Here is a 10402-nt window from a genome sequence, read left to right as displayed (position 1 = left end):
AGGCTGGGTCGCTCGCCGCCGCGATCAGCGCCGTCATGTTGGAGCCGCGCCCGGAGATCAGAACGACGGTGCGTTTCCTGCTCATAGGCCGATCGACCCCCGGTAGATGACGCCGGCGTCGCGGCGTGGCACGATGCGGCCGATCGGCGTCACCGTCTCGCCGGCCTCCTGCAGCACCGCCGCTACCTGCGCCGCCTGGCCGGAGGCCACGGCGAGGATCATGCCGATGCCGCAGTTGAAGGTGCGCATCATCTCTTCCGGCGCCACGCCGCCAGTCTTGGCCAGCCATGCGAACACCGGCGGCACCTCGATGGCGTTGAGGTCGAGCTCGGCGGAAAAGTCCTTCGGCAGCACGCGCGGAATGTTCTCGGGAAAGCCGCCGCCGGTGATATGGGCCAGCGCCTTGATGCCATGCGTATTGCGGATCGCCTTCAGGATCGACTTCACATAGATGCGCGTCGGCTCGAGCAGTGCTTCGGCAAGCGTCGCCTCGTCGTTGAACGGTGCCGGGTCGCTCCAGGCGAGGCCGCTGGCGGCAACGATGCGGCGAACCAGCGAAAAGCCGTTGGAATGCAGGCCGGACGAGGCCAGACCCAGGAGCACGTCGCCCTCGACGATGTCGTCGGTGGGCAGCAGCTGGCCGCGCTCGGCGGCGCCCACGGCGAAGCCGGCGAGGTCGTAATCCTTGCCGTGATACATGCCGGGCATCTCGGCCGTCTCGCCGCCGATCAGCGCGCAGCCGGCCTGCCGGCAGCCTTGCGCAATGCCGCCGACGATCGCCGCCCCCTGGTCGGGGTCGAGCTTGCCGGTGGCGAAATAGTCGAGGAAGAACAGCGGCTCGGCGCCCTGCACGACGATGTCGTTGACGCACATGGCAACGAGGTCGATACCGATCGTGTCGTGTTTGCCGGCATCTATGGCGATCTTGAGCTTGGTGCCGACGCCGTCATTGGCGGCAACCAGCACCGGATCGGAGAAGCCGGCGGCTTTGAGGTCGAACAGCCCGCCGAAGCCCCCGATCTCGCCATCGGCGCCCGGCCGGCGCGTGGCGCGCACCAGCGGCTTGATCTTCTCCACCATAAGATTGCCGGCATCGATATCGACACCCGCCTCGGCATAGGTGAGCCCGTTCTTGCGCTTGGCTGTGTCGCGCTTGGTCATATCCGGCTCGTCGCTGTTTCCACTGTGCTTGCGGGCTCTTCGCATGAATGGTTTCGGGGAGCAAGGATGACGGCCTTGTCAGCCGACAAAACCGTGGACAGCGATGGTCGCAACAGCATTGGCGATTGGCGAAGTCCAAGGCGACAGCTGATCTCCCCCCTTGCGGGGGAGATCGATCGTCATCGCCGCTTTCGCCAATCGGTCGTGTGGAAGAATGAGGCAAGCGGTCCTTGCGCCTACCTCCCATCTCCATCATCTATCTCCCAACAAGCCACGACGGGGCAGACGTTTGACCATCCCCAACATGATTACGATCATGCGCCTGGTTCTCGTGCCCGCCGTGGTGTTGGCCATGCTGCAGGCGCGCTGGGACTGGGCTTTTGCCGGCTTCCTCGTTGCCGGCATCTCCGATGGCGTCGACGGCTTCATCGCTCGCCGCTTCAACCAGTTTTCGAAACTCGGCGCCTATCTCGACCCGATGGCTGACAAGCTGCTGCTGGTCTCGGCGTTCGTGGTCATGGGCTTCATCGGCGAGTTGCCGCTGTGGCTGGTCGTCACCATGGTCTCGCGCGACGCGCTGATCGTCTGCGCCGTGCTTCTGTCGACGGTGATGGCGCATCCGGTCGAGATGAAACCGCTCCTGATATCCAAGGCCAACACCGCCATCCAGATCATTCTGGCGGCGGTGGTGCTTGGCGAATTGGCTATTTCGATCCACTTCGACCCGCTGAGGCCGGCGCTCATATTGCTGTCCGGGGTCTTGACCGTGGCTTCGGCCGCGGCCTATCTCGTGACCTGGTTGAGGCATATGAGCGGCTATGGCGAAGGCTCCAAACCGGACTCCTGACCAAGGATCCATCGCGGCGGCCGCCGAGGCAGCGGCGGCCGGCGAAGCCGCGTCCTCGGCGTTCCGCCGCCAGATATTCTTCTGGCTGGGCACCGCCGTCCTGCTCGCCCTGTTCCTCTACGTCTTCTCCAGCATCCTTCTGCCCTTCGTCGCCGGCATGGTGCTCGCCTATTTCCTCGATCCGGTCGCAGACCGGCTGCAGCGCCTCGGCCTCTCCCGGCTGATGGCGACGGTGGTCATCCTGATCGCCTTCATCGTCGTGCTTGTGCTCGCCTTCGTCATCCTGGTGCCGGTGCTGGCGACGCAAATGGCCGATTTCGCCGGCAAGCTGCCGGAATATCTCCCCCGCCTGCAGGCATTGATCACCAGCTTCGACCCGAAATGGCTGGAGCAGAGATTTGGCGTCAACGCCAACAGCTTGCGCGACGGGCTGAACTCGCTGCTCACTTCCGGCTTTGGCCTGCTCACCACCGTCTTCACCTCGATCTGGAGCTCCGGCGTGGCGCTGGTCTCGGTGGTCAGCCTGTTCGTGGTGACGCCGGTCGTCGCCTTCTACATGCTGCTCGACTGGGACCGCATGGTGGCCGAGGTCGACAGCTGGGTGCCGCGCGACTATGTCGAAACGGTGCGGACGATCGCCCGCGACATCAACACCGCGACCGCCGGCTTCGTGCGCGGCCAGGGCACGCTCTGCCTGGTGCTCGGCGCCATGTACGCCACGGGCCTGACTTTGGCCGGCCTCAACTTCGCGATCCTCATCGGCCTCTTCGCCGGGCTGATCTCCTTCATCCCCTATGTCGGCTCGCTGACCGGGCTGGTGCTCGCGGTTGGCGTCGCCTTTGTCCAGTTCTGGCCGGACTGGGTGATGATCGCTGCGGTGGCCTGCGTGTTTTTCGTCGGCCAGTTCATCGAGGGCAACATTCTGCAGCCGAGGCTGGTGGGCAAAAGCGTCGGCCTGCATCCGGTCTGGCTGATGTTCGCGCTGTTCGCCTTCGGCGCGCTGTTCGGCTTTGTCGGCCTGCTGATCGCGGTGCCGGCTTCGGCGGCGGTCGCTGTGCTGGTGCGCTTCGCCATTGCCCGCTATCTCGAATCGCCGCTCTACAAGGGCCACGCGACCGAGCCCATTCCGCCGCTGCCGGCCAACCGCCGCCGGGCCGCCAAGCCGCGCGGCTGACACGCCATGGCCGCTGACAGAACCGATCCGCCGCGCCAGTTGCCGCTCGATCTCGGCCACGGCACCGGCTACTCGCGCGACGAGCTCGTGGTGTCTTCGACCAACGCCCAGGCGGTGGCGCTGGTCGACCGGTGGCCCGACTGGCCGTCGCCGGTCGTGGTGCTGGCCGGGCCGGCCGGCTCCGGCAAGACGCATCTGGCCTCGATCTGGCTGGCCCGCGCCGGCGCGCTAAGGGTCGATGCCGGACGCATCGAACAGTGCATCGCCGATCTTGGCGAGATGCCCGTCCTCATCGACGACATCGACAAGCACCCCGTCGACGAGACTGGCCTGTTCCACCTCATCAACGCCGTCCGTGGCGCCGGCTCCTCTCTGCTGCTGACGGCCAGGCGCTTTCCCTCGGCCTGGGGTGTCGCGCTGCCCGACCTCATCTCGCGGCTGAAGGCTGCAGCGACCGTAGAGATCCACGAACCCGACGATCTGCTGCTCGCCGGCGTCATCACAAAGCTTTTCGCCGACCGCCAGGTCGAGGTCGAGCCGCATGTCGTGCAATATCTGGTCAGGCGCATCGAGCGCTCGCTGGCCACCGCCATGCGCGTGGTGGAACGCCTCGACCGCGCAGCGCTGGAGCGCAAGACGCCGATCACCAGGGCGCTCGCCGCCGAAACCGTCAGCGCCATGGACGAAGGGCAGGGCGAGTTCGAGATTTAGGCCTTGTCCGGTAGCCAGCAGGTGACGTCAGAGCCAGTGACATCAGAGACATATGGTGATATGATGTCAATGACATCGGGATGATATCAATGCCATCTGTGACGATCAGAAATATTCCGGAAGAAACCCACCGCGCTCTGCGCGTGCAGGCCGCCGTCCACGGCCGAAGCACGGAAGCGGAGATTCGAGCCATACTCGAAAACGCCGTGCGGCCGGAAGGGCGTGTGAAGCTGGGCACTTTGCTGTCCGACATCGCCCGCCGCGCCGGAGTAAAAGGCGAGGATGTAGATGCCTTGGAGCAGGTCCGCGATAAAAGCCCGGCCGAGCCTCTGAGATTCGAATGATCGTCCTGGACACCAATGTCGTTTCGGAGGTGATGAGGCCACAGCCCCATCCGGCGGTTCTGGGATGGCTGGACGATCAGGCTGCTGAAACATTGTATATTTCCAGCGTGACTCTCGCTGAGGTGCTGTTCGGCATCGAGGTGATGGCTGCGGGGCGCCGCAAGGATGCCCTGGCCGAGGCCTTTGCTGGCATACGCGCGGTGTTCGAACAGCGCGTTCTGCCATTCGAAGCGCAGGCAGCGCGGCAGTATGCCGGCCTTGCCGCAAAGGCCAGAGCCGCGGGCAAGGGGTTTCCTATACCCGACGGGTACATAGCGGCTATCGCCGCCGCCAAAGGCTTCCGCGTCGCTTCACGTGACGTGTCGGCCTTTCACGCGGCGGGCATACCCGTCGTCAATCCATGGGAAAGCGCCACTTAACTGTCCCATTTCGGGACAAGGCCGCCGGCATCCATCTTGCAACAACCAGTTTGCCGGCTGATCCCGGCCCCGATCGCGTTCCAGATCGGGTTGTGGGCTCGCCGGGTGTAAGGCGGTTGGGGTTCTCGCCCGGCGAGCTTGCCTTCCAGATGCAACGCTCCCCGTTGCCGGCTGCTCCATGTCAGCGACGATTCTACCAAGACCTCGAAAGCGCCCTGTAGGGGGCGGTTCGCCTAAATCGCCACTTTCCCGGCAAGCTCTTCCAGGGTCGCCAGCAGTCTGTTGATCTGCGTGTAGGAGGTCGTTCCCGGACTGTAGCGCGTGACCAGATATTCTCGGTTCTCCGCGAGTTGTGCCAGGTGATGTGCGGTCCGCTTTCGCAGCACCAATCCCGAAGCGATCGCCTTTGCAGCGCGCAAGGCAAAATCATGCTGGAGGTTGCGTATGGTTTTGTGGTCGGATCCGGTCGAGAGTAAATGGGCGTTCAAATAGAGTTCGATTGCATGAAGGGCGGTAAACCGGCAGGGCACGAACGAAAGCGGGTCCCCTTTGCGTCGATGCTCAAACAAGCGGATTGCGGCCATTTTGAACTCGCTTGCGAGCAGCAGTATTTGTTCGGCCGTAGCTCCTTCCCCTGGATAGGGTTTATCCATCTTAGTTCCGCCGCCCCAGTTGAGATCCTGCTAATATTGCAGATGACATCAATTCAGGCGTTGCGTCAAAGTTTCCGTTTTACTCCCGGCTTCAACCCCTGCCGTAGCCGGCGCCACACGCGTCGCCGCCACAGCTTGGGCCCTTTCCACGCGAGACTCGTCGAGATTTTCTACAAGGATTGAGGCGTCCAACCGACTCCGCTCGGCGCCGACGGCCGGACGGGAACTGGGCCGAGCGAGTGTTGAAGGATGGGGGAGAGAAATGGTCGGAGTGGAGAGATTCGAACTCCCGACCCTCTGGTCCCAAACCAGATGCGCTACCAGGCTGCGCTACACTCCGAGGCCCTGCGGCGTATAAGGTTCCAGACCCGCGAAGGCAACCCACGAAACGAGAAAAACGAAAGCGCTGTATCGTTCATCGGGCACGAAGTGCTGACGAATGACGAAAGCTGGCTGCAGTCGACGAGGGAGAACTTTGCCGCCTTCATGCAGAAATGAGCGATTTGCGCTCAGCGTCGTCGTCTGGCGATCTCACGGGCGATCGCGGCGCCCTGGATGCGGGCATTGGCAAAGCAGCCGCGGATGCTCGGCCGCATGCCGGTGAACCAAAGGCCCGGCAATCTCGGGTCGCTGTCGGCGCCGTTGAACAGCGGCACGCCCTTGGCGTCGAGCACGCCGAGCGAGCCCACCATCGGCTCCAGCCCGGTGCGGTAGCCGGTTGCGGCGATGACGATGTCGGGGGTGATCGTCTGGCCGTTCTCGAGGATGACGCCGTCGCGGGTGAATTCCCTGATCTGCGGAACCACGATGACACGGCCGGCCTTGATGGCATCGACGGCGCCGTCATCGGAGGCGATCGCGGTGTAGTCGGAGCCCAGTCGGCTGGCGCCGCCCACGCGTGACGACGGAAGGCTGAATTTGCGCAGGTCACCGAAGACGAGGCGTTGGGTCAGCGCCATCGCCCAGTCGGCCAGCCTCACGGGCAGCCGCGCCATGAAAGGCGAAAAACGGTGCACTGCGATCTGGCCGATGCGCTTGGGCAAGAGCGAGGGGCCGTTGCGGGCGGCAAGCCACATCTGTCCGGTCTTGACGCCGGAAAGGTGATTGAGCGCGTCGAAGCCCGAATTGCCGGCGCCCACCACCAGTACCGTCTTGTCCTCATAGTCCTTCGCCGCGCCGAAATCGGCCGAATGGACGATGCGCCCGGCAAAGTCCTTCATGCCTTTCCAGGCGGGAATGAACGGATGCCGGTCGCGACCTGTAGCGATCACGACATGGCGCGCAAGCCGCGGCCCGGCGGTTGTCCTGACCGTCCAGTGATCGCCGTTGAAGGTCACTTCCTCGACGACGACGCCGAATTCGACCGGCAGCCCGTGCGTCTCGGCGAATTCGTTGAGATGGCTGATCACCGTGGTGCGGTGCGGAAAGGCGGGCGTGCCGGCGGGGTAGGCGACGCCGGGCAGGGAAGAAAGATCGCGATGGGTGTTGAGGTGCAGGTTTTCGTGCCGACGGTGCCAGGGTTCGGCCAGCCGGCTCTCCCGCTCCAGCACCTGCGTTGCCACGCCGGCCTCGATGAGCGCCAGGGCGACGCTGAGCCCGGCCGCGCCGGCGCCGATCACGATCGCGCCGTCGAAGGTCTCCGGTCGGCCGGCCTGAGCCTGCAAGGTTTCCGCGTCCATGTCCTTGTTTGTCGCCGTCATCACCCTGTCTGACACGACGTTGTATCCGACATATGCCGCTTGCAGCGCAATGGGAAGATGCCGCGGTTGCAAAGCCGCCGGCGTTATGTCGCGGGGCTATCCGGCCTTCGCCGGGTCGGCATGGCGGTGGACGAGCCTGAACGCGCCGTCCTCGAAGCGGAACACTTCGGTCACCCGCAAGGTCATCGCCGTGGTCTCGCCATTCTTGCCCATGCGCGCCTCGGCGTGCTGCAGGCCGGTCCAGAACGCCAGGCCGCCGCTTGCCGAGGATTGCAGCACCTCGAGATCGGTGCTGCCGCCTTCATGGAAGCTGCGCGCGTCGCGCTCGTAACGGCTCGCGACGGCGTTGGCACCCTGGAGATGATCGCCCCGCGGCGAGAAGAAAGTCGCCGGTTCCGCGTGCGTGACGATCGCCTCGAGCGATTTCGCGTCGCCGTTGACATAGTCTTCGGCAATCTTTTCACGCTGCCGCATGAACGCCTCGAAGGAGGCATCGTCTGGCCGGATGGTTCTGATCCAGTCCTCCAGGGCGCTCATGAATTTCTCCAGGTATCCAGCGGTTTCGCTGCTCTTCACCCCGCCCTTGTCGTCCAGCAGGTCGGCGACGGTGCTGATATAGGCTTCCGGCTGCTGCATCACCGGCATGTCGAGAAAGACGAAGGTCTGGCGCAGCGCATGGTTGGCGCCAAACGCTCCAAGCTTGTTCGGGGTGACGCTGACGCCCCCGGCCGGCAGGCCTTTGAACACGCTCTTGCCTGACGGGCGCGAGCCGACATCCAGCGCGTTCTTCAGGCAGCCGGGTATCGAGCGGTTATATTCCGGCGTGACGAAGAGCACCGCATCGGCGCTGCGGATTTCCGCGCGGAATGTCGACCATGCGCGCGGCGGATCTTCGCCCTCGAGGTCCTCGTTGTAGAGCGGCAGGTCGCCGATCTCGATGAAGCGGCAGCGCATCGAGTCAGGCGCGCGGGCGGCCAGTGCCCTGGCGATCTTGCGGCTGTAGGACTGGGCGCGAAGGCTGCCGACGATGACGGCGAGCTGGATTGCGCGGGTTTGGGCTGCATTGTTCATGATGCGTGTCCGGGCTGTTGGAACGGCTGCGTTTGCCTGGGTGCCGGCGCGGGGCGCCGGCGGCGGAATTCGTCCCGCTCGCGAGACAGGTCGCCTGATGTTTTGGATAATGCCCAGGCCTCGGCGAGGTTCCGACGCGCCGGCTGACGCCCCCGCCCGGCGGCCGTTGGCCTTGCCGTCGGCGCCGTTGCACAGTAATGACAGGCGAAAGGTGGCGCTGCCGCCGGCCCGCAACAACGAGGTGGACATGTCCGCGCGCATTTTCAGCCCAGCCAAAACCGCGATGCAGTCAGGCAAGGCCAAGACCGGTCACTGGGTTCTGGAATTCGATCCCGCGCAGCGCAAGAAGATCGACCCGCTGATGGGCTACACCACCTCGGGCGACATGCTGAGCCAGGTCAGGCTGACCTTCGACACCAGGGAAGAAGCGGTGGCCTATGCTGAAAAGGAAGGCCTCGCCTACCGCGTCGAGGAGCCGAAGGAGACCAAGCGCCGGCAGATTTCCTACGCGGAGAATTTCCGCTATGACCGCAGGACGCCCTGGACGCACTGACCGGCAAGCCGGGCGGCGGCCCGGCCGAGAAGCAGAAAGCCGGCATCGCCGGCCAGCGGTCCCGTAGCTCAGCTGGATAGAGCACCGGCCTTCTAAGCCGATGGTCGCAGGTTCGAATCCTGCCGGGATCGCCAATATCTCCGATTTTGTTGACTTTTTGGCGGGGCTGGCGAGGCTGAAGCGCCGGCCTAAGTGCGTGCGGCGCCGTTCCCCAGGCCGGCGAACTGCTGTGCCGGCCGGCGACCGATCGGCGCTTCGCGCCGGTCATGTCCGCGCCCCACTTCGATGATCCCGACCAGCGCGCGAACGAACTCGACCATGTCGTTTGCGGTGATGGCTGCCTCGTCCGGACTTTGCCCAATATGCTCGGCCGCCTTGCAACAAGACAGGCGGATGAGATCGTAGTGCAGATCCCTCTCGTCATCCGGCAAAGCCGCTAGTCTCATGGCCCGGCGATGAATCAACCGCAGCAATTGTTCCAGAGCTGTTTCGACACTCATGCGTTTGCTCCGCATTGGTCGAACGTCCCGGCGCTCGAGGGCGCACGTTGGAACGTCGATGAGGAGGGCATTGCCCTTCCTCCACGCGCAAAGGCTGCATGACAGCCGTTAACATATCGTTTCCTGCTAATATGATGTGCGGCAGGGCCACGCGCCGAGCGCGATCCAGGCGGACCTAGAGCCAGCGCCCGCGGCGGGGATCGTCCGCACCGGTAAGGATGAGCCCAAGCATCAGGCCGATCGTGCCGCCGAGAACGAAGGCGGTCGAGACCGTGCCCGGATTTTCCTGGACCACTCCGGAAACCGATTGCGCTCTGCTGCGAAGTGCCTGAGCGGTCCGGCTGGCACGATCAGCCGCGCTGTCATACCAGCCATTGGCCTCCTCCAGAGCCTCTTCGGCGCGCTCGGACAATGTTCGATTGATCTTGTTGATCTCGCGCTTCAACTGCGCGACCTGCTTTTCGAGTGCCTCCTGAGCCTCGCGTTGGGTCATTTTGGGTGTCGAGGATTGGTCGTCTGTTTCGGCCATTGGTTTTCTCCTTCGCGTCGGTCAACGGCCGGCGTCGGAATATGGTTCCGCCGTCAAGAGTTCCACCACCGTGACAGTCTCGATCGGACCGGGTCGGACCAAAGCCTGATCGCCGAGCGCATTGGGCTGCGGCCGGCAACCAATTTCACGGTCGCGAGTTGGTGAGCGGCTGCGGCAAGGCCTGTCGTCAGTCACCGGATGTCCGCAAGTTCTTCTTGACATGGCGGGCGCCGATTGGCATCGCCACCAGCGGCAAGCGGTGTGGCGTATTCGAATAGCGAGACGAATGTGACCTCTAGCCCAAGCAGACTGAACCTGCATGACGAAGCAGGCCGACCCGCAAACGACAACCATACTGCCCCCCGAGTTTTTTCGATCCTCGATCTCATCTCAACCGACGATGATGAGGTCGCAAACCGTATCAGACGCGCGGAGCGCTTCGCCATAGCGGTGCTGATCGCGATGGCTGTCTGCCTGATCGCAGGCCCGATAGTCTATGCGACCCTGATGTTCGGGATCTGAAGCCCGAACAGATGGAACTGTCCATCCCGCCCGGGCACCATTATTCCGACGCGTGCTCCACCAGCACATGCGCCTCGCGCGCGGCGCCGATGAACGCGTCCCGGGCAGCGTCGGCCGGAACCTCGCCGCTCATCGCCCTGCGGCAGGCGCGCAGCGCCGAGCCGTGCAGCGCGCTGCCGGCGTCGCGCCACTGACCCGCCAGCAGCTCGCCCGCCTGC

15 protein-coding genes, 2 tRNA genes and 1 pseudogene are annotated in these 10402 nt (G+C 64.3%); 9 read left to right on the top strand and 9 right to left on the bottom strand.

The genetic code is table 11. The features are described 5' to 3' along the window. A pseudogene (locus EN738_RS36410) lies at window positions 1-85 on the bottom strand (phosphoribosylglycinamide formyltransferase); the annotation flags it as partial. Further along, entirely contained in the window at window positions 82-1161 is a 1080-nt protein-coding gene (gene purM, locus EN738_RS23520) for a phosphoribosylformylglycinamidine cyclo-ligase (protein ID WP_127285793.1), read from the bottom strand. The gene purM and the pseudogene EN738_RS36410, both read right to left, overlap by 4 nt. A gap of 289 nt (window positions 1162-1450) precedes the next feature. Here purM and EN738_RS23515 point away from each other — a divergent pair, with 289 nt between their 5' ends. The 5 genes from EN738_RS23515 (at window position 1451) to EN738_RS23495 (ending at window position 4656) form a co-directional block, all read left to right on the top strand. Next, window positions 1451-2008 carry a CDP-alcohol phosphatidyltransferase family protein gene (locus EN738_RS23515; protein WP_127285792.1) on the top strand — a complete coding sequence of 186 codons (558 nt, stop codon included), beginning with the start codon at window positions 1451-1453 and terminating at the stop codon, window positions 2006-2008. Further along, on the top strand, window positions 1980-3182 hold the full coding sequence (locus tag EN738_RS23510; protein WP_127285791.1) for an AI-2E family transporter: 1203 nt from the start codon (window positions 1980-1982) through the stop codon (window positions 3180-3182). The genes EN738_RS23515 and EN738_RS23510 overlap by 29 nt, the downstream gene beginning before the upstream one ends. 6 nt (window positions 3183-3188) lie before the next feature. Beyond that, window positions 3189-3893 carry a DnaA regulatory inactivator HdaA gene (gene hdaA, locus EN738_RS23505; RefSeq protein ID WP_127285790.1) on the top strand — a complete coding sequence of 235 codons (705 nt, stop codon included), beginning with the start codon at window positions 3189-3191 and terminating at the stop codon, window positions 3891-3893. Between the two features lie 89 nt (window positions 3894-3982). Continuing rightward, entirely contained in the window at window positions 3983-4237 is a 255-nt protein-coding gene (locus EN738_RS23500) for an Arc family DNA-binding protein (protein ID WP_127285789.1), read from the top strand. Next, window positions 4234-4656: a type II toxin-antitoxin system VapC family toxin gene (locus EN738_RS23495; RefSeq protein WP_127285788.1), complete on the top strand. Its 423-nt coding sequence runs from the start codon at window positions 4234-4236 to the stop codon at window positions 4654-4656. The genes EN738_RS23500 and EN738_RS23495 overlap by 4 nt, the downstream gene beginning before the upstream one ends. Window positions 4657-4889: 233 nt before the next feature. On the opposite strand, the gene EN738_RS23490 is transcribed toward EN738_RS23495, so the two are convergent. Together EN738_RS23490 and EN738_RS23485 are read right to left on the bottom strand one after the other, a co-directional pair. Then, entirely contained in the window at window positions 4890-5309 is a 420-nt protein-coding gene (locus tag EN738_RS23490; protein ID WP_127285787.1) for a hypothetical protein, read from the bottom strand. Window positions 5310-5572: 263 nt separating this feature from the next. After that, a tRNA-Pro gene (locus tag EN738_RS23485) sits at window positions 5573-5649 on the bottom strand. Here EN738_RS23485 and EN738_RS35975 point away from each other — a divergent pair. Continuing rightward, window positions 5622-5807 (top strand): hypothetical protein, encoded by a 186-nt coding sequence (locus tag EN738_RS35975; protein WP_127285786.1) that lies wholly within the window; start codon window positions 5622-5624, stop codon window positions 5805-5807. The genes EN738_RS23485 and EN738_RS35975 overlap by 28 nt on opposite strands. A gap of 11 nt (window positions 5808-5818) precedes the next feature. Here EN738_RS35975 and EN738_RS23475 read toward each other — a convergent pair whose 3' ends face one another. Both EN738_RS23475 and EN738_RS36810 read right to left on the bottom strand, forming a co-directional pair. Then, window positions 5819-6988 carry an NAD(P)/FAD-dependent oxidoreductase gene (locus EN738_RS23475; protein WP_245494642.1) on the bottom strand — a complete coding sequence of 390 codons (1170 nt, stop codon included), beginning with the start codon at window positions 6986-6988 and terminating at the stop codon, window positions 5819-5821. Window positions 6989-7105: 117 nt separating this feature from the next. Beyond that, a complete protein-coding gene (locus tag EN738_RS36810) occupies window positions 7106-8080 on the bottom strand; it encodes an NAD(P)H-dependent oxidoreductase (RefSeq protein ID WP_189605942.1) in 975 nt (324 codons plus the stop codon). A 247-nt stretch (window positions 8081-8327) separates the two neighbouring features. Between EN738_RS36810 and EN738_RS23465 the strand changes: the two genes are divergently transcribed. Together EN738_RS23465 and EN738_RS23460 are read left to right on the top strand one after the other, a co-directional pair. After that, the gene (locus EN738_RS23465) at window positions 8328-8633 is read left to right on the top strand and encodes an ETC complex I subunit (protein ID WP_127285784.1); all 306 of its coding nucleotides are present in this window, start codon (window positions 8328-8330) and stop codon (window positions 8631-8633) included. 57 nt (window positions 8634-8690) lie between these two features. After that, window positions 8691-8767, top strand: a tRNA-Arg gene (locus EN738_RS23460). A gap of 54 nt (window positions 8768-8821) precedes the next feature. On the opposite strand, the gene EN738_RS23455 is transcribed toward EN738_RS23460, so the two are convergent. Both EN738_RS23455 and EN738_RS23450 read right to left on the bottom strand, forming a co-directional pair. Beyond that, window positions 8822-9133: a hypothetical protein gene (locus EN738_RS23455; protein ID WP_127285783.1), complete on the bottom strand. Its 312-nt coding sequence runs from the start codon at window positions 9131-9133 to the stop codon at window positions 8822-8824. A 175-nt stretch (window positions 9134-9308) separates the two neighbouring features. Then, entirely contained in the window at window positions 9309-9662 is a 354-nt protein-coding gene (locus EN738_RS23450) for a hypothetical protein (protein WP_127285782.1), read from the bottom strand. A 234-nt stretch (window positions 9663-9896) separates the two neighbouring features. Here EN738_RS23450 and EN738_RS23445 point away from each other — a divergent pair, with 234 nt between their 5' ends. Then, complete coding sequence (locus EN738_RS23445) at window positions 9897-10184, top strand: hypothetical protein (protein WP_127285781.1); 288 nt, start codon at window positions 9897-9899, stop codon at window positions 10182-10184. A 40-nt stretch (window positions 10185-10224) separates the two neighbouring features. Here EN738_RS23445 and EN738_RS23440 read toward each other — a convergent pair whose 3' ends face one another. Further along, window positions 10225-10389: a DUF982 domain-containing protein gene (locus EN738_RS23440; protein WP_281034322.1), complete on the bottom strand. Its 165-nt coding sequence runs from the start codon at window positions 10387-10389 to the stop codon at window positions 10225-10227. Between the last annotated feature and the right edge of the window lie 13 nt (window positions 10390-10402).

The sequence above is a fragment of the Mesorhizobium sp. M4B.F.Ca.ET.017.02.2.1 genome, from assembly GCF_003998955.1.
In the GTDB taxonomy this organism is placed as follows: Bacteria; Pseudomonadota; Alphaproteobacteria; order Rhizobiales; family Rhizobiaceae; genus Mesorhizobium; species Mesorhizobium abyssinicae.
The sequence above is the reverse complement of the archived record's forward strand: the minus strand, read 5'-3'. Positions and strand labels throughout refer to the sequence as shown.